Annotated in this window: 21 protein-coding genes; 10 read left to right on the top strand and 11 right to left on the bottom strand. The window is 61.3% G+C overall.

Going from position 1 to position 20795, the window contains the following annotated elements; translation table 11 throughout:
- Window positions 1-42: 42 nt before the first annotated feature.
- Complete coding sequence (locus J2X43_RS06480; protein ID WP_310291937.1) at window positions 43-252, top strand: KTSC domain-containing protein; 210 nt, start codon at window positions 43-45, stop codon at window positions 250-252.
- Window positions 253-282: 30 nt separating this feature from the next.
- On the opposite strand, the gene ribB is transcribed toward J2X43_RS06480, so the two are convergent.
- The 3 genes from ribB to J2X43_RS06465 form a co-directional block, all read right to left on the bottom strand.
- A complete protein-coding gene (gene ribB, locus J2X43_RS06475; protein WP_310291934.1) occupies window positions 283-1386 on the bottom strand; it encodes a 3,4-dihydroxy-2-butanone-4-phosphate synthase in 1104 nt (367 codons plus the stop codon).
- A gap of 10 nt (window positions 1387-1396) precedes the next feature.
- A complete protein-coding gene (aroC, locus tag J2X43_RS06470) occupies window positions 1397-2494 on the bottom strand; it encodes a chorismate synthase (protein WP_310291931.1) in 1098 nt (365 codons plus the stop codon).
- Between the two features lie 165 nt (window positions 2495-2659).
- Window positions 2660-5836: an EAL domain-containing protein gene (locus J2X43_RS06465; RefSeq protein ID WP_310291928.1), complete on the bottom strand. Its 3177-nt coding sequence runs from the start codon at window positions 5834-5836 to the stop codon at window positions 2660-2662.
- Window positions 5837-6081: 245 nt separating this feature from the next.
- On the opposite strand from J2X43_RS06465, the gene J2X43_RS06460 reads away from it, so the two are divergent.
- Entirely contained in the window at window positions 6082-6342 is a 261-nt protein-coding gene (locus tag J2X43_RS06460) for a DUF1344 domain-containing protein (protein ID WP_112386465.1), read from the top strand.
- A gap of 6 nt (window positions 6343-6348) precedes the next feature.
- On the opposite strand, the gene J2X43_RS06455 is transcribed toward J2X43_RS06460, so the two are convergent.
- The 4 genes from J2X43_RS06455 to J2X43_RS06440 form a co-directional block, all read right to left on the bottom strand.
- Window positions 6349-6939, bottom strand: a complete 591-nt coding sequence (locus J2X43_RS06455; protein ID WP_310291923.1) for a histidine phosphatase family protein — start codon at window positions 6937-6939, stop codon at window positions 6349-6351.
- A 26-nt stretch (window positions 6940-6965) separates the two neighbouring features.
- A complete protein-coding gene (gene fabI / locus J2X43_RS06450) occupies window positions 6966-7784 on the bottom strand; it encodes an enoyl-ACP reductase FabI (RefSeq protein ID WP_112386463.1) in 819 nt (272 codons plus the stop codon).
- 122 nt (window positions 7785-7906) lie between these two features.
- Window positions 7907-9088, bottom strand: coding sequence for a DnaJ C-terminal domain-containing protein (locus J2X43_RS06445; RefSeq protein ID WP_310291918.1), 1182 nt, complete (start codon window positions 9086-9088; stop codon window positions 7907-7909).
- Window positions 9089-9329: 241 nt separating this feature from the next.
- Window positions 9330-9788, bottom strand: a complete 459-nt coding sequence (locus tag J2X43_RS06440) for an RT0821/Lpp0805 family surface protein (RefSeq protein ID WP_112518182.1) — start codon at window positions 9786-9788, stop codon at window positions 9330-9332.
- A 66-nt stretch (window positions 9789-9854) separates the two neighbouring features.
- Between J2X43_RS06440 and pdxH the strand changes: the two genes are divergently transcribed.
- Window positions 9855-10475, top strand: a complete 621-nt coding sequence (pdxH, locus tag J2X43_RS06435) for a pyridoxamine 5'-phosphate oxidase (protein ID WP_112386460.1) — start codon at window positions 9855-9857, stop codon at window positions 10473-10475.
- Window positions 10476-10479: 4 nt separating this feature from the next.
- Here the strand turns inward: pdxH and J2X43_RS06430 are convergent, their stop codons facing one another.
- Window positions 10480-11526, bottom strand: coding sequence for a polysaccharide deacetylase family protein (locus J2X43_RS06430; protein WP_310291911.1), 1047 nt, complete (start codon window positions 11524-11526; stop codon window positions 10480-10482).
- A 221-nt stretch (window positions 11527-11747) separates the two neighbouring features.
- Between J2X43_RS06430 and J2X43_RS06425 the strand changes: the two genes are divergently transcribed.
- Both J2X43_RS06425 and J2X43_RS06420 read left to right on the top strand, forming a co-directional pair.
- On the top strand, window positions 11748-13025 hold the full coding sequence (locus tag J2X43_RS06425) for a D-alanyl-D-alanine carboxypeptidase family protein (RefSeq protein ID WP_310291908.1): 1278 nt from the start codon (window positions 11748-11750) through the stop codon (window positions 13023-13025).
- A gap of 61 nt (window positions 13026-13086) precedes the next feature.
- A complete protein-coding gene (locus tag J2X43_RS06420; RefSeq protein ID WP_310291906.1) occupies window positions 13087-13386 on the top strand; it encodes a pyrophosphatase in 300 nt (99 codons plus the stop codon).
- Between the two features lie 10 nt (window positions 13387-13396).
- Here the strand turns inward: J2X43_RS06420 and J2X43_RS06415 are convergent, their stop codons facing one another.
- The 3 genes from J2X43_RS06415 to J2X43_RS06405 all read right to left on the bottom strand — a co-directional run bounded on the left by J2X43_RS06415 (window position 13397) and on the right by J2X43_RS06405 (window position 16017).
- Window positions 13397-13891, bottom strand: coding sequence for a GNAT family N-acetyltransferase (locus J2X43_RS06415; protein ID WP_310291904.1), 495 nt, complete (start codon window positions 13889-13891; stop codon window positions 13397-13399).
- Window positions 13892-13909: 18 nt separating this feature from the next.
- Window positions 13910-15325: a metalloprotease TldD gene (gene tldD, locus J2X43_RS06410; protein ID WP_112537164.1), complete on the bottom strand. Its 1416-nt coding sequence runs from the start codon at window positions 15323-15325 to the stop codon at window positions 13910-13912.
- A gap of 86 nt (window positions 15326-15411) precedes the next feature.
- Window positions 15412-16017, bottom strand: coding sequence for an invasion associated locus B family protein (locus tag J2X43_RS06405; protein ID WP_112386454.1), 606 nt, complete (start codon window positions 16015-16017; stop codon window positions 15412-15414).
- Between the two features lie 340 nt (window positions 16018-16357).
- On the opposite strand from J2X43_RS06405, the gene coxB reads away from it, so the two are divergent.
- The 5 genes from coxB (at window position 16358) to J2X43_RS06380 (ending at window position 20739) form a co-directional block, all read left to right on the top strand.
- Window positions 16358-17245: a cytochrome c oxidase subunit II gene (gene coxB, locus J2X43_RS06400; RefSeq protein WP_112386453.1), complete on the top strand. Its 888-nt coding sequence runs from the start codon at window positions 16358-16360 to the stop codon at window positions 17243-17245.
- A gap of 20 nt (window positions 17246-17265) precedes the next feature.
- The gene (gene ctaD, locus J2X43_RS06395) at window positions 17266-18966 is read left to right on the top strand and encodes a cytochrome c oxidase subunit I (protein WP_112386452.1); all 1701 of its coding nucleotides are present in this window, start codon (window positions 17266-17268) and stop codon (window positions 18964-18966) included.
- Window positions 18967-19032: 66 nt separating this feature from the next.
- Window positions 19033-19989 (top strand): heme o synthase, encoded by a 957-nt coding sequence (locus tag J2X43_RS06390; protein ID WP_310291898.1) that lies wholly within the window; start codon window positions 19033-19035, stop codon window positions 19987-19989.
- Window positions 19986-20126 (top strand): hypothetical protein, encoded by a 141-nt coding sequence (locus tag J2X43_RS06385; RefSeq protein WP_162698648.1) that lies wholly within the window; start codon window positions 19986-19988, stop codon window positions 20124-20126. The genes J2X43_RS06390 and J2X43_RS06385 overlap by 4 nt, the downstream gene beginning before the upstream one ends.
- A 4-nt stretch (window positions 20127-20130) precedes the next feature.
- Window positions 20131-20739 (top strand): cytochrome c oxidase assembly protein, encoded by a 609-nt coding sequence (locus tag J2X43_RS06380; protein WP_112537166.1) that lies wholly within the window; start codon window positions 20131-20133, stop codon window positions 20737-20739.
- Window positions 20740-20795: the final 56 nt, after the last annotated feature.

Genomic DNA, 20795 nt, shown 5'->3' with positions numbered 1-20795 from the left:
GCGGCGGCCTCAACGCTCTCGCCGAGCGAACAGCGAGAGCCGATGAAGCCGGTCGCGGTAAAGTCGGCGCTGATCGACGCGGTCTATTTCAGCCAGGAGGATGGCCGGCTTCGGGTATGCCTCAGCAATGGCGAGGACCGGACCTTCGAGGGCGTCAACGAGGCGCATGTGATTGCCATGGTCACCTCGCAGTCGCCGGGCAAATATTACATGCGCAACGTCCGCCCCCGCTTCAAGCGTATCGCCGCCTGAGCGCGGGCCGCATAGGCGCATTTGCTGTGATCAGCCGAGTTCAGTCTTGGTGATCTTGATCCCAAAACCCTCAAGCCCGACATAGTGCCGCTCGCGGCTGGTCAGAAGCTTGATCGAGGTGACGCCGAGATCCTTGAGGATCTGTGCGCCGAGACCGATTTCCAGCCATTCGCTTTCACGCGTAGCTGCTTCGGCATGCGCCTCGCGGCCCTGGCTGCGGGCCTTGCGGCCGTTGTCGATATGGCCGACGCCGACGGAGCCTTCGCGCAGATAAACGATGATGCCGCGGCCTTCCTCAGCGATCTTCTGCATGTAGTGGTCGACAGGGCTCTTCTTGCCGAACAGATCCTCGGCAACATTCTCGGGATGCAGGCGCACCGGAATGTCGATGCCGTCGCGGATATCGCCGAAGACGACGGCGAGATGCTGCATCGGATCCCAGGGCAGCGAGTAGGTATGCGCCTTGGCCTTGCCGAACGGCGTCTCGATATCGAAGCTCTGGCCGAGCTCGATCAAAGTTTCCTTGCGCTGGCGGTAGGCGATCAGATCGGCAACCGACACCTGCTTGAGGCCGTGTTCCTCGGCAAAGCTGCTCACCTGCGGGCCGCGCATGACGGTACCGTTGTCGTTGACGAGCTCGCTGATCACACCGATCAGCGGCAGGCCGGCAAGCCTGCAGAGATCGACGGCGGCTTCCGTATGGCCGGAACGCATCAGCACGCCGCCCTCGCGGGCAACCAGCGGGAAAATGTGGCCCGGCCGGACGAAATCGGCGGCACCGACATTCGGGTTGGCGAGGTTGCGCACCGTCAGCGTCCGGTCGTCAGCAGAGATTCCCGTCGTCGTGCCGTGCTTGAAGTCCACCGAGACCGTGAAGGCGGTCGTATGCGCCGAGTCGTTTTCGGCGACCATGGCATTGAGGTTCAGGCGCTTGGCCTCTTCCTTCGGCATCGGCGTGCAGACGATGCCTGAGGTGTGGCGCACGATGAAGGCCATTTTCTCCGGGGTACAGTGGACGGCGGCGACGATCAGGTCGCCTTCGTTCTCACGGTCGTCGTCATCCATGACAACGACGATTTCGCCGGCTTCGAAGGCCCGGATGGCATCGACGACGCGCTTCTGGTCATAAGGCATGGAGCAATTCCTATTTCAGCCGGCCGGTCTGGCCACGGTCGCGGAGGTAATGATCTGCAATGGCGCAGGCAACCATCGCCTCGCCGATCGGCACGGCGCGGATGCCGACGCAGGGGTCGTGACGGCCCTTGGTGCGGATATCGACATTCTTGCCATCGGCATCGATCGACTGGCGCTCGGTCAGGATCGACGAGGTCGGCTTGATGGCGAAGCGGGCAATCACCGGCTGGCCGGTGGAAATGCCGCCCAGGATGCCGCCGGCGTGATTGGACAGGAACAACGGATTGCCGTCATTGCCCATCCGCATCTCGTCAGCATTCTCCTCGCCGGTGATTTCGGCCGCACCAAAGCCGTTGCCGATCTCGACGCCCTTGACGGCATTGATCGACATCAGCAGCGAGGCGATGTCCTGATCGAGCTTGGCATAAATCGGTGCGCCGAGACCGGCGGGAACGCCTTCGGCAATGACCTCGACGACAGCGCCGACGGATGAGCCGCTCTTGCGGATACCATCGAGATATTCTTCCCAGACAGGCACGATAGCGGCATCGGGCGCGAAGAACGGGTTCTGATCGACCTGAGCCCAGTCCCAGTTCTGCCGATTGATCTTGTGCTTGCCGATCTGGATCAGCGCAGCACGCACCTTCATCTCGGGCAGAACGAGGCGGGCAATGCCGCCGGCGGCCACACGGGCCGCAGTCTCGCGCGCCGAGGAGCGCCCGCCGCCGCGATAGTCGCGGATGCCGTATTTCACGTCATAGGTATAGTCGGCGTGGCCCGGCCGGTATTGGCGGGCGATCTCGCCGTAATCCTTGGAGCGCTGGTCGGTGTTCTCGATCAGCATCGAGATCGGCGTGCCCGTGGTGATCATCGTCTCGCCATCGGCATCCAGCATCACGCCGGAGAGAACCTTGACCAGATCGTCCTCGCGGCGTTGCGTCACGAACCGCGACTGGCCGGGTTTGCGCTTGTCGAGCCAGACCTGAATGTCCCCGAGCTTGAAGCGCAGGCCGGGCGGCGTGCCATCGACGACGCAGCCGAGTGCCGGACCGTGGCTTTCGCCCCAGGTCGTGACGCGGAAAAGATGACCGAATGTGTTGTGCGACATGTGTTACCGACCAATGGGCGCCGCCTAGGCCGTCGCCGGCAGCGCCAGACTTCCAGAAATTCGCGGTCACTCATAGGCCAAAAAGCAAAACGGGCAAACGCCTTTCTTTGCCGAAAAGCGGCGCAATCTGAGAATGATGTTTCTGCAATTTGGAAACGATGGGCTTTACGAGGCGAGGCGCCAGGCGGTGCCGAGTGCGGCCTGCGTGAAGTCCTCGAAGGCGAGCGGCCGCGAGAAGGCGTAGCCCTGAAGGATATCGCAGCCGAGATCGCGCAGCATGTCGGCATGGTCGATGCTCTCGACGCCTTCGGCCACAGTCTCGACGCCGAGCGAGCGGGCGATATCGATGATCGAGCGAACCAGCGTGCGTTCCTGCGAGGAGTGGAGGATCGGCTGCACCAGCTGGCGGTCGATCTTCAGCCGCTTCGGCTTCAGCTTCAGCAGCGAGACGATCGAGGTGTGGCCGGTGCCGAAATCGTCGATCTCGATATCGATGCCGAGCGCCTTGATCCGGTCGAGGTTCTGGGCGGCGACGTCTTCGCTCTCGTCGAGGAAGATCGATTCCACCAGCTCGAAGGACAGTTCGCCCGGGCGAATATGCAGGTGGCTGAGCGACTCGAAGAGGCTGCCGTCATGCAGGCGCCGCGCCGAAACGTTGACCGAGACCTGCGGCACCAGGAGACCATGGGCCGCCCAGCGCATCTTGTCCTTCAGCGCGGTTTCCAGGACGATGCTGTCAAGCGTCTGCACCACGTTGATCTCGTCGGCAATCCGCAGGAACTTGTCCGGCGTCAGCACGCCGCGGGTCGGATGGTGCCAGCGAACCAGCGCCTCGACGCCGGTCAGCTTCATCGTGCGGGCGCAGAACTGCGGTTGATACCAGGCGGTGAACTCGTTGTTGTCGATACCGGCGAGGATCTCGTCGGCCGTGCGCTTGTTGTTGATGATGTCGGCCTGGAGGTTCTGATTGAAGAACTCGTAGCGGTTCCGGCCCATGCTCTTGGCGCGGTAGAGCGCGATATCGGCATTGATCAGCATCTTGCGGGCATCGACATGGATGCCGTTGGCAAGCGCGATACCGATCGATACGCCGCAGCGGCACGAGAAGCCCTGGAAGTCGATCGGCTGGCGCATTTCCTCGATGACGCGGCCTGCAAGCTCGGCCATATCGACGTCGCTGACATCATGCGCCAGGATCACGAACTCGTCGCCACCGATGCGCGCCACGAGATCGCTGCCGCGCACATTCTTCGACAGCACCTTGGAAGCGTGCACCAGCATCGCATCGCCGGCCGCGTGCCCGAGCGTGTCGTTGATTTCCTTGAAGCGGTCGAGGTCGATATGCAGGATCGCGAATTTCTGGCGCTGCGAGCGCGCGTCGATCGTCAGGCTTTCCAGCGCGATATCGATCTTGCGGCGGTTGGCGAGGCTGGTCAGCGGGTCATGCAGCGAATTGTGCTCGATGCGGTTCTTGGCAAGTTCAAGCTCGATGTTCTTGGCAACCGCCTCGTCTTTGGCGGCCTTGAGCTCGGCCGTCAGCAGCGCGTCCTCGGTGACGTCGAATGCAACGCCGATGACCTTGGTGGCGCCCGAGGGCGTCTGGTGCACCTTGCCGGTGGACCGGACGTAGCGAACGCCGCCGTCGGGGCAGGGGACGCGGCAAATCAGCGTATGCGTATCGCCCGGCTGGTTGAAGAAGCGCGACGCCTCGACCGCAGCCGCGCGATCGTCCGGATGGATGCAGGAGAGCCAGAGATCTTCGGTGACGAAGCCGTTGCGCGGAGCCAGGCCGTAGAGCTCGTGCATGCGCTCGTCCCAGAGTGAACCCTGGTTGCCGACCGTGGCATCCCAGATGCCGCACTGATAGGCATCGAGCGCCAGATCCAGCTTGCCGGACACTTCGGTCAACTCGGCCTCGCGGCGTGAAATCTCGTCGAGCGCCAGCTCCAGCTCGGCGTTCTTGATATCGCTGGTGTTCTTTGCCCGGCGCAGCGTATCGGCCGCTTCCGCATCGGCGGTCACATCGGCGACGATGCCGATCGTCCGGCCAACACCGCCGGCGTCGGTATAGAACGAGCCGACCGAGCGCAGATGGCGGACCGTGCCGTCTGCGAGGAAGATGCGGTACTGCGCGGTGCAGGAAGTGCCCGCCACGCTGCAATTGAAGAAATGCGCCTCGGCGATCGGCCGGTCTTCGGCCGCGATCTTCGAAAGCCAGCTTTCCAGCGGGTGGCTTCCTTCGCCGGTCCCTTCGCCGTGCAGCGCCGAAGCGCGGCCGTCCCAATAGAGACTGTGGCCGCCGTCCTCGAGTTCCCAGATGCCGATATTGGAGGAATCGAGCGCCAGATTGAGGCGCTGCGACAGCTCGAGTAGCTTCACCTCGCGGCGTTCCAACTGCGAGATGTTGCGGTTGCGCTCGCCGAGCAGCAGGGTTGCGAAGAAGATCGGGATGATGATCACGCAGCCGGCGGTGATGATGATGACCCTGAGCTGCGACTGGTTCGGCGGCGCCTCTTCCCAGCCGGTCATCGGCACGGCCGACAGCTCCCAGCGTCCGCCGGCAAAGGCGATCTTGCGGCGCAGCGGCTGTTTGTCGAAAACATCGGTGTCGCCGAAGAAGGGCGCTGCCGAATCGGCCGCTGCCGTCCCAAGATCGCGCACCGCGATCGCCAGGTGATCGAGATGCGGATAGCGCTCCTGGTTCTCGCTGTTGCGCGCCGGCTTCAGGCCGGTATTCTCATAGAACATGTCGCGGTCGATGGTGACCTCGACAGCGCCCCAGATCTTCCGCTGCCCATCTTCCTTGACGAAGATCGGGAAGAAGATCGCAAACGCATCCTTGCCTTCGGATGTCTTGATCGGCCCGTAGAAGCGCGCCTGCTGGTCGCCGGTATTACGGGCGACCGATTGCATGCTGGAAAGCACTTCGCGCACATCCTTGCCAATCCGCGACTTGTTGGATTGCGGCGGGTAGACGTTGCTGACGATAAAGCCGGGGGCGACGGCGACGTTGATGAAATGCGGGTTCTGGATCAGCAGCCAGTTGATCTGCCGCTCCATCTCCTCGGCATTCGTGCGGGCGCTCAGCGAAATCATGTTCGAGAGGTCACGGACGATGGTGATGTCCATGTTGATCTGTGCAGCCATGCGGGCGCGAATCAGATTAGTCTCGTTTTCCGTGCGGATCTGCAACTCGCGCAGATGCGCGGCAGTATTGGCGCGATCAAGGGTGATGCCGACAGCAACGATCATGAACGCTACAAAGCCGGAGACCAGCAGCGAAAGCCATGTATTCTTGAAAATTCGCCGCAGTTGCCTGTTGCCGCCCAGCCGGAAAAGCAAAATCAGTCTCCCTTGTTTAACGGCAACTGTAAGAGGAACTTGTTAATTTACGATTTCCTGCAATTTTATATTTCGGGCGCCAAAAGAACCCGGGGATAATGGTTAATCACTGCTGCTGATTATTGTTAAAATGCTATTCATCAATTGGGCGGTGAAAGCCATTGTTCCGGGCAATTTTTGCCATATTCAGAGGGTTATCTGTGTTCCATAAGATTTTTGAGTCGAGTGTGAAGAGGGTCGCCGCGATGCGTTTTTTTGTTGCCACGCTGTTGGCCACCGCAAGTTTCCTGTCGCCGATCAGCGGTTTTGCTGAAAGCGCCGACGTCGAGGCGACGATCAAGAAGGTCGATACGGCCAATCTCAGCCTGACGCTCGACGACGGCAAGACCTATCAGGCGCCGGAAGAATTCAATTTCGATGGTCTGAAGGCCGGCGTGAAGGTCGTGATCTTCTATACTGAGGTCGACGGCAAGCGCGTCATCAACGACCTCGATATCGTCCAGTAACCGGGATCAGATCCAGCCGATCAGCCGTTCCGCCCTGTCGATCTTCAAGATCCGGTCCTGCGGAATGTCGCCTTCGGCCGCTTCGTGCTTCGGCACATCGGCAATCATCTTGAAAAGACTGCGAATGACGCCACCATGCGTCACGCAAACTGTTGGTTTATCAACGGAATTTAGCCAGGACGCAATCCGCCACGACATGATCTCGTAGCTCTCGGCGTCGTCGCCAGGGGGGATGAAATCCCATTTGTTGAGGTTGCGCTCGGTGACGCGATCACGCTGCGTCGCCTTCAATTCCTTGATCGTCGAGCCTTCCCAATCGCCGAAGGAAACCTCGACCAGCCGTTCGTCGGTGCGGTAGGCCTTGGGATCGACGCCCATGGCCTCGCGGATGATCTCCATCGTCTGGCGGGTGCGGGTGAGGGGGCTGGCGACGAAGTCGAAGGCAATGCCTTCGACCTTCAGGATCTCTGCGAGATCAATACCGTTCAGCCGCGCTTGTTCGCGGCCGATGGGGTTCAGCGGAATGTCCTTCTGTCCCTGGAGACGGCGTTCGGCATTCCAATCGGTCTGGCCGTGTCGGACCACATAGATAAGCACGGCATGTCCCGTTTCTTGGAGTTCGGTCAGTCCTTGATAACCGAAATATCCGGCGCGTCCACAGCCTTCATGCCGATGACATGGTAGCCGCTGTCGGCGTGGTGAACTTCACCGGTGACCGAGCGCGACAGATCGGACAGCATGTAGAGGCCGACGTCGCCGACTTCTTCGATGGTAACCGTGCGGCGCAGCGGAGCGTTGTACTCGTTCCACTTCAGGATGTAGCGGAAGTCGCCGATGCCGGAGGCTGCGAGCGTCTTGATCGGGCCAGCGGAGATCGCGTTGACGCGGATGTTCTTCGGTCCGAGGTCGACGGCCAGATACTTGACGCTGGCTTCGAGAGCGGCCTTGGCAACGCCCATGACGTTGTAGTTCGGCATCACCTTCTCGGCGCCGTAGTAGGTGAGGGTGAGCAGCGAACCGCCATCCGTCATCAGCTTCTCGGCGCGGCGCGCGACCGAGGTGAAGGAGAAGACGGAGATCTGCATCGTCTTGTTGAAGTTGTCCGCAGAGGTATCGACATAGCGGCCGGTCAGCTCGTCCTTGTCGGAGAAGCCGATGGCGTGAACGACGAAATCGATCTTGCCCCACATCTTTTCGACATTGGCGAAGACTTCATCGATAGTGGATTCGTCGGAGACATCACAGTGGCCGGCCAGAACGCCGCCGAGTTCGGCAGCCAGCGGCTCGACGCGCTTCTTCAGCGCTTCGCCCTGATAGGTAAAGGCGATTTCGCCGCCCTGTGCATGAATGGCCTTCGCAATGCCCCACGCGATCGAGCGATTGTTCGCAACGCCCATGATGACGCCGCGCTTGCCTGACATGAGGCCTGTTGCTTGAGCCATATTTTGCCCCCTAATGAACCAATTCAAACGTGCCTATGGCATAGGCAGCTAATCGGTTCAAGATTGCGAGCAATCATCAACTGTTAGGGATCGTAACAAAGGGTGCTCTTGTCACGAAAATTTCACAGGAAAAGCCCTTCGCGCATGCTTCTCATCAGGTCGGTGACCTTATCGTCCGGTTTTTCCCACAGAATAATGCGCAACTCGACGACGAGATCGCCCTTCGCACCGTTGCCGTCAGGCAGTCCCTGGTTCTGGACGCGGATCGATTTGTCCGAACCGGACCAGGCCGGAACGCTGACCCGGACCTTGCCGTCGGGACCATCGATCTCGGCTTCCGTGCCAAGCACTGCGTTCTCGATGGTCAGCGGCAGAACGGTGTGCAGGTCGTAGCCGTGCACGGTAAACTTCGGGTCGGATGCGATGCGCACGCTGATCACGGCGTCGCCGCGCTGCATGTTCGGCAGTTTCAGCCCCTGTCCCTTAAGGCGAACCTGCTGTCCGTCTGTTGTCCCTGAGGAAAGCGTGAAGCTCGCCTCCTGGGCTTCGCCCAGCGGAACGGTGATACGGTTGCCTTTCAGGATGTCTTCGATCGTCACTGTCGCCTGGGCAAACTGGTCCGGCGCCTTTTCGGGTGCCGGCGCAGCGCCGGTGAACCGGCGCACCAGCGATGTCAGAATGCTGAAAGGCTGCAATATGTTGGCTGCTGCTGCAGCGGCATTCGCGTCGGCATTGTCGCCATCCGGCTTGGCCGCGTCCGGCTCGCTCTTGGCGGCTTCGGGCTCGGCAGGTCTTGCCTTTGCCTGCGATTGTGCCTGCTGCTGGGCCTGGCCCGTTGCGCCGGCGCCCGCAGTCTTGGCCTGCGCGTTCGCGCCGAAGATGCGCTCGACGACGTCTTCTGCACTTTCGGAGCCTGCTGCCTTCTGCTTCTGCGCTTCCTCCGCCGCTGCTTTCGCCGCTTTCTGGGCGTTGGCGCGCGCGAGTTCTTCCATCACACGCTCGGCATTCTCCTGCGCCTGCTTGGCACGGATAGCCGCTTCGCGCGCGGCCTGGCGCTGCTGCATGATGGTTTCGCCGCTAACCTTTGCCGCCGCCATGCGCGCAGCCGTGTCGAAGAGGCTGCGCTTCTTCGGATCCTTCAGCGTCTCATAGGCGCGGCCGACCTCGGCAAAACGCGCCGTGGCGTTCGGGTCGCTCTGATTGTGGTCAGGATGGACCGCCTTGGCCATATTGCGCCAAGCAGCCTTGATTTCGTCAGCTCCTGCGTCCCTCTGGACGCCCAAAACCTTATATGGATCGCGCATAGTAATCCGCCGGTGTCCGATCCGGCTGCCACCCTTTGGCAGCCGAAAGCCCAATAACAACTCTTTGCGCGCCATCCGGTTCAACCGGACCTCGCGCTTATGGGCTGGATCGTGCGGGAGAGTTGCTAATCACTTGTTATTTTCGCCGCCGGTGTCGGTGGCTTTCGCGGCAAATGGTTATCGTTCTGCTAAGCATTGTCATGCCGCCGCCGCGCGCATTAAGCATTCCTGTGGAAAAGGTTCAGCCTTCCGGCTGGAAGCTCAGAAGCTGCCAGTTGCCGCCGCCGACGAGGCAGGTCTTGCCCATGAACTTGGCAATGCCGTCATACGAATGACGGGTGGTGCGGAACTGCCGGCAGACCTGGCCGGAATCGTTGTTCTCGACGATAGTGTCGATCACGCCTGCACTGCCGGTCGAGGCATTGGCCCAGGCCAGCGGTTGCGCGCCGACCTTGCCGACATCGGCAGAGGTCACGGCGTTGCGCACGGTCATTTCGTCTGAAAGCGTATCGGTGCTCGGCGGGTTCTGCGGCACGGTACCGGTCGAGACGGAGCGGTCGACCTTAGAATCGCTGAGGAAGTCAAAACCACCGGTCATGCAGCCTGACAGCGAGAGTGTCGCCATGCCGATGAGAAGGAGCGAACCACTGCGGCGCAGGAAGCCCTTTGTATGGTGAGTTGACTTTGCTATGACTTCCACCCTGTGTCCTGTCCAGTCGTGAATAGCTGGGCATTTAACCTGATAACCCGGGGCATTTGAGCTAATATGTCGGCAAATGAGTTAACAAGCAGTGACTTTACCGAACGCGGCGAACCATTCAAGCTTTTCGCGGAATGGCTGAAGGAAGCCGAGGCTTCGGAGGTCAACGATCCCAATGCCGTCGCGCTGGCAACCGTCGATGAGGCTGGTCTTCCCAATGTCCGCATGGTCCTCCTGAAGGGCTTCGATACCGCAGGCTTCGTCTTCTACACCAATTTCGAGAGCCAGAAAGGTCGCGAAATCTTGGGACAGCAAAAGGCGGCCATGTGCTTCCATTGGAAGACGCTGCGCCGCCAGGTGCGTTTGCGTGGTCCGGTGGAAGTCGTAACCGACGAAGAGGCCGACGTCTATTTTAAATCGCGCGCCCGCGGCAGCCGCATCGGTGCCTGGGCCTCGAAACAGTCCCGTCCGCTCGAAAGCCGTTTCGCACTCGAGAAGTCGGTTGCCGAATATACCGCCCGCTATGCGATCGGTGAAATTCCCCGCCCGTCCTACTGGTCCGGTTTCCGCATCAAGCCCGTCAGCATCGAGTTCTGGAAAGACCAGAATTTCCGTCTCCACGACCGCATCGAGTTCCGCCGTGCGGAGCCTGAGGGCGATTGGGAAAAGGTCCGGATGTATCCGTAACCTCTTATTTCCCCATCAGTTTCAGGGGAATGCCTGAGGCCAGCGCCGAAACATAACGAGGCTTCTGGTAGAGACCGTTCAGCGACAGACGCGGCAGGTAATGGGTGCCGCCGGATAGCCCGGTCTTTATAACGCCGGGCTGCGTCGTCACGGACACCGTGAAGCCGAGGCCGGCGGCAATTGCCGCCTCGCGTTGCGTCGCCGCCTCCCGGGTGCCGTAAGGAAAAGCGATCGTCACGGGCCGATGGCCGGTAACCACTTCTACGTGATCGGCCGAAATCAGCATCTCCTCGCGGGCGTCGGCTTCCGGCAGCCGGGCGAGCGCCCGGTGGCTGATCGTATGCGCGCCGAGCGAAGCGAGGGGGCTCGCCTCCAGCAGATTGAGCTCGGCCTCTCCCATCACCAGATCGTCGACGATGCCGAGCGGATCGATCTCGTGCTGCCGCGCCAGGGCGTCGAGCCGCGCGATCGCCGCCGTTTCGTCTGTGCTATGGAGAAAGGCGGCAAATCTCGCGAATGCCGCGTATTGATCGGCCGGATTTTCGAGCCTGAGTATCTCGTCGCCGCTGCCGAAATCGAAATGCAGCAGATCGGCGCGGCGCAACAGCAGCGTCAGCGTTTCCCACCAGATACTGTGCGTGCGCTCGGTCAGCCCCTTGGCCACGAAGATCGTGAACGGCGCCTCGTGCCTTTCGAAAATCGGATAGGCGTGGACGAGATTGTTGCGATAACCGTCGTCGAGTGTGAAGGCGGCAAACGGCGCATCGCCTGCCGGCGCAGAGAGCAGGGCAGGGACGTCCGAAAGCGCCACGAAGCGATATCCGTCCTTCGTAAGCCGCGACAGCGCCGCATCGAGGAATTCCGGCGTAATTTCGAGATGCGCATTGGGTTCGAAGTCATGCGCCTCGTAAGGGCGGACATGGTGCAGGGTGAAGATTGCGCCACGGCCGCGCGCGCCGCGCATCAGCCGCGTAGCGCTGATCAGATGCGCCGCTTCAAGGCCGGCGGTGATGGCGGCCTTCTTCGCCCTTTTTTTCCACAATCCCTGCATGTCAGCTCCGTGAAAGGTCCGGACCCTACCAATTCTGGTGTTAAACCTTGCTGAAGATTGCTTTTCGGACTGAAATCTTTACGTTTCCTTCACCACGGGTGGAAAAAACTCAGAGAACCAGTGTTCGTTGCCTCAAAGTCGCGCCAAAGTGCGGGCTTCTGTCACAGAACGGGACACATTTTGGCAATGCTGCGCGCGCGTGGCACCTAGAGGGGAAATCCATGAACAGGCTGTTGGCCACACTCTTGACTGCGACGCTTGCCTTTTCGGCACCCGTTGCGGCGATCGCCGGCAACGCCTCTTTCATCCTCGATGCCCGCACCGGCAAGGTCCTCGCCTCTGAAAATGCCGACGTGCTGAATCACCCGGCATCGCTGACCAAGATGATGACCCTCTATCTCGCCTTCGAAGCGATCAATCGCGGCAAGCTCAGCTGGGATAGCCAGATCGTCATGTCCAAATATGCCGCGAGCCGCCCGCCGACGAAACTCGGCGTTCGCCCCGGCGGCACGATCACCGTGCGTGAAGCGGTCTATGGCATGATCGTCAAGTCGGCCAACGACGCTGCCGCTGCCATGGGCGAGAAGCTCGGCGGTTCGGAAAGCAACTTTGCCCGGATGATGACGCAGAAGGCCCGCCAGCTCGGCATGAGCCGCACCACCTTCTACAATGCCTCGGGCCTTCCCGACGCTCGCCAAGTAACGACGGCCCGCGACATGTCGACCCTCGGCGTGGCGCTGATCCGCAATTTCCCGAAGGAATACCAGCTCTTCTCGGTGGCTTCCTTCAATTTCCGCGGCAAGACGATCCGCGGCCACAACAATCTCATGTACCGCTACGAAGGCATGGACGGCATCAAGACCGGCTATACCAACGCCTCCGGCTTCAATCTCGTCAGCGCCGTGCGCGATGGCAACCGCCGCGTCGTCGGCGTCGTTCTCGGCGGCCGCACGGCCCGCAGCCGCGATGCCCAGATGGCAGCACTGCTCGACAAGTATCTCGACCGCGCATCGGGTGGTGCCAAGCTGGTTGCCAGTGCCGGCAGCAAGCCGCAGCCGGCAGCTCCGGTTGAAGTCGCTTCCGCTGCGGATGACGGCGATCTGCCGGTTCCGGTGAACGCACCGCGCGCCCAGGGCGATGCCGAGGCAATCCCCTTCGCGCTCGGCTACAGCGGCACCACCGTTCCGCTCGACCGCCCGGCCGCGCTCGACAAGATGGGCAAGGGCGGCAAGCTGCAGGCATCGGCCAGCGGCTGGCAGATCCAGATCTCCGCAGCACCAAGCGCCGAGGCCGCACAGGCACTGCTCGCGCAGGCCAAGACCGAAGGCGGTGCGGCACTGAAATCCGCCTCGCCGCTGACCCAGGCCGTCGGCACCGGCGCGAGCGCCGTCTACCGCGCCCGCTTCACCGGTTTCGGCAGCCGCGATGCCGCCGCCGCTGCCTGCGATGCCCTGAAGAAGCGCTCCTATGACTGCGTGATGGTCGGCGGCAACGGCTGATCTAGACTGGACAACAGCCAGGAATCACGGTTCTCCTTCATGAGTACGGAAGGAGAACGAAATGCTGTCAGATCTTACCGGAAAATTCGAGGCGGCCTCAAAGGCCTATGCCACGGCAAACGGCGTGGAGCGCGATCCCGACTGGTTTCTGCTCAAGCTTCAGGAAGAGATGGGTGAACTCACCCAGGCCTGGAACCGCCTGACGGGGAGGGGACGCGCCAAGGGCCGGACATCCGCCGAGATGAAGCAGGACCTCGCCGACGAGACCGCCGATCTCCTCGGCCACATCCTCCTCTTCGCCCACCACAACGGCATCGACCTCGCACCCTCCGTCGAGCGGAAATGGCTGTTTAGGCCGTGAATGCGCGGAGTTATTTGCCGAGTGCCCGCCGGTAGAATTTACTGTCGACGCCCATGACAGGGAAGGCGCGGGGGAGGTCGTTCCGGCTGATCTCGCTAAACCCGTTCTTTTCGTAGAACCGGTGGGCGGCGAGGAACCGGTCAGTGGTGCCGAGGAAGATATCGGTGATCTCATGCTCCCCGGCATGCGCAAGGAGCACCTCGAGCAGGCGGACGGCGACATTGTGCTCGCGGCCGCGCACATCGGCCGCCACGAACATCTTGCGCAACGCCGTCTGGTTATTGCCGATATCCTTGAGGCCGAGCGTCCCGACGATCGTTCCGTCGAGTTCGGCGACCCAGAACTGCCCCTTGCGGGCCTGGTAGAAGTCGGGGATCACCGCCAGATCCGGCTGGTCGTCGGCGGTGATGGCGATGCCGAACTCATCCCGCTGGATCGGCAGGATCACCGAAAAGACGCCGTCGATGTCGGCGATGGCAAAGGGCCGTATCAGGATCTCGCTCATCGCCGTCTCCTGAGGTTGTTAGGTTTGCGTACCGCCAACGGTAACCTGGTCCATGCGCAGGTGCGGCTGGCCGACGCCGACGGGCACCCATTGTCCGGCCTTACCGCAATTGCCGATGCCGGTATCGAGTTTCATGTCGTTGCCGACCATGGAGATGCGCTTCATCGCGTCAGGGCCATTGCCGATCAGCATCGCGCCCTTGATCGGCGCGCCGATCTTGCCGTTTTCGATCAGGTAGGCCTCGGTGCAGCCGAAAACGAACTTGCCCGAAGTGATATCCACCTGGCCGCCGCCGAAGGAAACGGCATAGATGCCCTTCTTGACCGAGGAAATGATCTCCTCAGGCGTCTTGTCGCCGCCGAGCATATAGGTGTTGGTCATGCGCGGCATCGGCACATGGGCATAGCCCTGGCGGCGCCCGTTGCCGGTCGCCTTCATGCCCATCAGCCGGGCATTCTGCCGGTCCTGCATGTAGCCGACGAGCTTGCCGTTCTCGATCAGCACGTTGTAAGCCGAAGGCGTGCCTTCGTCGTCGATGGTGATCGAGCCGCGGCGGTTGTCGATCGTGCCGTCGTCGACGACGGTGACACCGGGAGCGGCGACCATCTGGCCGAGCAGGCCGGCAAAGGCCGAGGTCTTCTTCCTGTTGAAATCGCCTTCCAGACCGTGGCCGACAGCCTCGTGCAGCATGACGCCGGGCCAGCCGGAGCCGAGCACCACATCCATCGTGCCTGCGGGGGCTTCGATGGCTTCGAGATTGACCAGCGCCTGGCGCAGCGCCTCGTCGGCGCCGGTCTGCCAGCTGCCCTCGGTGATGAAGTCGCCGAAGCCGATGCGCCCGCCGGATCCGTAGGAGCCGCTCTCCTGCCGGTCGCCTTCGCCCACCATGACCGAGATGTTGATGCGGGTCATCGGCCGGATGTCGCGGACGCGGTGGCCATCGGCACGCAGGATATCGACGACCTGCCAGCTGGCGGCAACCGAAGCCGTCACCTGCCGCACCTTGTCGTCCTTGCCGCGCAGATAGGCGTCGATATCGGTCAGCACCTTCACCTTCTCTTCGAAGGAGGGCGAGCCAATCGGGTTCTCGTCGTTGTAGAATTTCTTGTTGGTGCCCTGGGGGGCGGCGGCATAGCTGCCGGAATAGCCGCGCGTGACAGCGCCGACCGCATCGGCAGCGCGCTTCAGCGCCGAAACCGAGAGGTCGCCGGCATGGGCGTAACCCACCGCTTCGCCAGCCACGGCGCGCAGGCCAAAACCCTGCTCGGTATTGAAGCTGCCGCCCTTGAGGCGGCCGTTGTCGAACATCAGCGATTCCGCCTGCGCATGCTCGATGTAGAGCTCGCCGTCATCGGAGCCGGAAAGCGCTTCGGCCACGAGCTTGCGCATCGTCGCTTCGTCGGCATCGAAGAGCGTCAGGAGGTCGGTATTCATGATGGTATGCTCCGCTTCAAAGCTGTAATGCTTCAAGCCGATGTAGGTCCGGACGGGTGTTCGAGCAAGCCCCAATCAGGCCCTTATCAGGGTAGTGCGTCGTAGCCTTCGGCAAAGCCCTTCAGATCGACCGGAATGCCGATACCTTCTTCCGGTGTCTGGAAGACGATGAAGGTGGCGCTGGTGCCGCTGCGGAAGGTCTTGAGCAGCTCATCCTCGAGCACGACTTCTGCATAGCAGCCATCGGCAAAGCAACGGACGAAATAGGCGCGGCCGATATCCTTGCCATCGACATTGAGGCCGAGGCCGTTCGGCAGCAGCACGCCGAGGGGCGCCAGCACGCGCAGGATCTTCGACTTGCGGTCGGCGGTCTTCAGCACGACGACCGAGAGGCCGACTTCAGGACGGTCTTCGGCAATCACGTTCTGCATCAGCGCGCACTGCTCGGCCGACGCGCCGGCCGGCTTGTCGCAGACGACGGACCAGGCGCCGTGGTTGGATTTTACCGTGCCCGGTGCCTGCGGCTGGCTCTGGCCGGGAACGGCCTGCTGCTGTCCGGGTGCCGGGGGCGCGGGTTCAGCCTGTGCGGGCGGCTTGGCGGCCGGCTGTTGCTGCGCGAAGACGGGGGTGGCCGCTGCTGCTGCAAGTATGGTGGTCACGGCAAGCGACCGCGCAAGGGAACGGAAACCCATAAAAACCTCTGGATTCGAATCGGTGACGGTATTGTTGAAGGCCGTCACCGAAAATGAAAAGACCTGCCCCGTGAAAACCGGGGGACTACGGCAGAAATAGGACCTTTCGGCAAGAATGTTCGGGCTTTGGATTGGCCCGCGTAAGGCTTTTCCGTATGATGGTGCAAATCGGCGGTAATGTTTTGTGCCTGCTTGCGAATTTGTCGTTACGCAAAAATGCCGCATAGACAATTGCTTTGGCCAGTTGCGGTCCATGGCAAACTGTGGTTTGAAGCGCAGAAGATGGCAAGGATTCTGCGTTCGATTTATGGCAGGTCAAGCGCTCGAGGGAGATACTAAGGTGATTAAGAAGGCTTATGCAGCTCTGACCGCGCTGGTCTGTCTGCTTTTTGCTTCCGGCACATATGCCGATCAGCCGATGCCGTGGCAGGCAACGCTGCAGCCGGCGGCGACGCCGATTATGCGGGAAATCCGCTGGTTCGAACAATATACGCTGTGGTTCATCGTACCGATCACGCTCTTCGTTCTGATCCTGCTCATCGTCGTCTGTTGGAAGTTCCGCGCCAGCGCCAATCCGGTGCCGTCGAAGACCAGCCACAACACGGTTATCGAAGTCATCTGGACCGTGGGGCCGGTTCTGATCCTTCTCTTCCTCGCTGTTCCGTCGTTCAACCTTCTGACCGCCCAGCTGACGCTGCCGGAAAATCCGGATGTGACGCTGAAGGCAACCGCGACCCAGTGGCAGTGGAATTACGAATATGAAGGCACCGGCGACAATCCGCTGGCTTTCGATTCCTACCTGCTGAAGGATCCGGATCGTGCCGCTGCCGGCAAGACCGACCTCTCCACCTATCCGCGCCTGCTCGCCGTCGACAACGAAGTCGTCCTGCCTGTCGGCAAGACGGTCCGCGTTCTGGTGACGGCTGCTCCGACCGACGTCATCCACGCTTTCGCGATGCCGTCCTTCGGCGTCAAGATCGATGCTGTTCCGGGCCGTCTCAACGAAACCTGGTTCAAGACCGAGCGCGAAGGCCTGTTCTACGGCCAGTGTTCCGAGCTCTGCGGCAAGGACCATGCGTTCATGCCGATCGCGATCCGTGTCGTTTCCGAAGACAAGTACAAGCAGTGGCTGACGGCCGCCGCTTCTGATCTTCCCGGGGCCTACAAAAGCCTCATGGCAGCAACCGATGGTCCGAAGACCGTCGATGTCGCCGAAAACGCTCAGTAATTTAGAAGGGACTCGGGACAATGGCTGGACCTTCCGCTCACGATCATTCTCATGATCAGCATGGCCATGACGCGCATGCGCATGACGACCATCACAATCACTCGCATACGCCGAGCTTCGTCAATCGCTGGTTCTTCTCGACGAACCACAAGGACATCGGCACGCTCTACCTGATCTTCGCGATCTTCGCCGGCATCATCGGCGGCGCGCTCTCCGTTGCCATGCGCATGGAGCTTCAGGAGCCTGGCATCCAGATCTTCCACGGTCTGGCCTCGATGGTTTACGGCTTCGAAGGCGACGCCGCGATCGACGGCGCCAAGCACATGTTCAACGTCTTCACCACCGCTCACGCCCTGATCATGATCTTCTTCATGGTCATGCCGGCGATGATCGGCGGCTTCGCCAACTGGATGGTGCCGATCATGATCGGTGCGCCTGATATGGCGTTCCCGCGTCTGAACAACATCTCGTTCTGGCTGATCGTTCCGGCCTTCCTGCTGCTCGTGCTGTCGATGTTCGTCGAAGGCCCGGCCGGTGCTTACGGCGCTGGTGGCGGCTGGACGATGTATCCGCCGCTCGCAACCGCAGGCCAGCCTGGCCCGGCCGTCGATCTGGCGATCTTCTCGCTGCATATCGCCGGTGCGTCGTCGATCCTCGGCGCGATTAACTTTATCACCACAATCCTGAACATGCGCGCTCCGGGCATGACGCTGCACAAGATGCCGCTCTTTGCCTGGGCCGTTCTGATCACGGCCTTCCTGCTGCTGCTCTCGCTGCCGGTTCTGGCAGGCGGCATCACCATGCTGCTCACCGACCGCAACTTCGGCACGTCCTTCTTCGCACCTGAAGGCGGCGGCGACCCGATCCTCTACCAGCACCTGTTCTGGTTCTTCGGTCACCCGGAAGTGTACATCCTGATTCTGCCGGGCTTCGGCATCGTCAGCCACATCATCTCGACCTTCTCGAAGAAGCCGGTTTTCGGTTACCTCGGCATGGCCTACGCCATGGTCGCCATCGGTGCCGTCGGCTTCGTCGTCTGGGCGCACCACATGTACACGGTCGGCCTGTCGCTCGATGCACAGCGCTACTTCGTGTTCGCAACGATGGTCATCGCCGTTCCGACGGGCGTGAAGATCTTCTCCTGGATCGCAACGATGTGGGGCGGCTCGATCAGCTTCCGCACGCCGATGATCTGGGCAATCGGCTTCATCTTCCTGTTCACGGTCGGTGGCGTCACCGGCGTTCAGCTGGCAAATGCCGGTCTCGACCGCTCGCTGCATGACACCTACTACGTCGTGGCTCACTTCCACTACGTTCTGTCGCTCGGCGCCGTGTTCGCCATCTTCGCTGCGTGGTACTACTGGTTCCCGAAGATGTCGGGCTACATGTACAGCGAGTGGATCGGCAATCTGCACTTCTGGGTCATGTTCATCGGCGTGAACCTGGTGTTCTTCCCGCAGCATTTCCTCGGCCTCGCCGGCATGCCGCGCCGCTACATCGACTATCCGGATGCCTTCGCCGGCTGGAACTACGTGTCCTCCATCGGCTCCTACATCTCGGCCTTTGCGGTTCTCATCTTCCTCTTCGGTGTCTTCGAAGCTTTCGCCAAGAAGCGCCTGGCTGGTGACAATCCGTGGGGTGAGGGTGCAACGACGCTCGAATGGCAGCTGCCTTCGCCGCCGCCGTACCACCAGTGGGAACAGCTTCCGCGCATCAAGTAAGATGCTGTAATACCGGACGCCGCACCAAGATGCGGCGTCCGGCCTTGATGTAAGCAGGACGGAATAATGACGGTCATCGACAATCACGAGGCACTTGCAAACGAAGGCGACTTTCGCCTGTCGGAAGCAGGCGCACGCGATTATTTCGAGCTTCTGAAGCCCCGCGTCATGTCGCTGGTGGTTTTCACGGCCTTTGCCGGCCTCGTGCTGGCGCCCGGACATATCAATCCGATCCTCGGCCTCATCTCGATCCTTTGCATTGCTGTCGGCGCAGGCGCGTCGGGCGCGCTGAACATGTGGTATGACGCCGATATCGACGCTGTCATGACCCGTACTGCTCAGCGCCCGATCCCGGCCGGCCGCATCCAGCCGCGCGAAGCGCTGGCTTTCGGCCTCGTTCTTTCAGGCTTCTCGGTCTCGATCCTCGGCCTCGCCGTCAACTGGCTCTCGGCCGGAATCCTGGCCTTCACCATCTTCTTCTATGCCGTCGTTTATACGATGTGGCTGAAGCGCTCGACGCCGCAGAACATCGTCATCGGCGGCGCGGCAGGCGCTTTCCCGCCGATGATCGGCTGGGCCTGCGTGACCAATTCGGTCACCATCGAAAGCACCGTTCTCTTCCTGATCATTTTCCTGTGGACGCCGGCGCATTTCTGGGCTCTCGCGCTCTTTAAGATGCACGACTACGAGTCCGTCGGCGTGCCGATGCTGCCGAACGTCTCAGGCGAGCGCACCACCAAGCATCAGATCGTTGCCTATGCGGTGCTGACGGCCGTCTGCGGCGTCGTCCCGTCCTTGCTCGGCTTTGCCAGCTTCGGCTACGGCCTCGTTGCGACGCTGCTCGGCGCAATTTTCATAAGCTGTTCCATCGCCGTCTGGCGGATGCCGGATGGCGATCTGAAGATGATCCCGGCAAAGAAGCTGTTCGCTTTCTCGATCTTCTATCTGTTTGCCATCTTCTCTGCTCTCATGTTCGATCGCGTGGCCTCTATCCTGGTGTTCCACGCAGGAGGTTTGATTTGATCGAAACCGTCAAATTGACCGAAGCGCAGCGCAAGTCGCGCCGCAATCGCAACGTCGCGCTTGGCCTCGTGCTGGCAGGCCTTTGCGTGCTGTTCTATGCGATCACCATCGTCAAGTTCACCGGGCACGGAGGCTGAGCGAATGAGCGAGACCGTGGACGCGCCGAAGAAGAAGGGCCGCAACAACGGCGCCGTCGTCATGATGTGCCTGAGCTTCGTCGTCGGCATGGGCGCGATGAGCTATGCCGCCGTTCCGCTCTACCGCATGTTCTGCCAGATCACCGGCTATAATGGCACGACGCAGCGCGTCGAGCAGGCATCGACCGTGATCCTCGACCGCAAGATGCGCGTCACCTTCGACGCCAATGTCGCTCCCGGCCTGTTCTGGGAATTCAAGCCGGTCCAGCGCGAAGTCAATCCGCGCATCGGCGAGACGATCCAGGTCAATTTCGTTGCCGAGAACCGCTCGAATGAGACCCAGCGCGGCCAGGCGGTGTTCAACGTCACGCCGGGCGAAGCCGGGGCCTATTTCAACAAGGTCCAGTGCTTCTGCTTCACCGAGACGGATCTGAAGCCGGGCGAAAAGCTTGAAATGCCGGTGGTGTTCTACATCGATCCGGAAATTACCAAGGCCGTGGAATCGAAAGACATTCACACGGTCACGCTATCCTATACGTTCTACCCGAAAGAGGGACCGAAGCCGGTGGCTTCGAATGAGGGTGGAGCGGAGAAGGTTGAAAAGAAACTTTGATTGAGGTCCGTTTCCGGCTATGCCGGGAACGAGCGAGGAAGAGATCCGGGGATACA

It is taken from the genome of Rhizobium sp. BE258, assembly GCF_031457345.1.
GTDB lineage: Bacteria > Pseudomonadota > Alphaproteobacteria > Rhizobiales > Rhizobiaceae > Rhizobium.
Note: the sequence above shows the minus strand (reverse complement) of the source record. Positions and strands in the feature narration are given on the sequence as shown.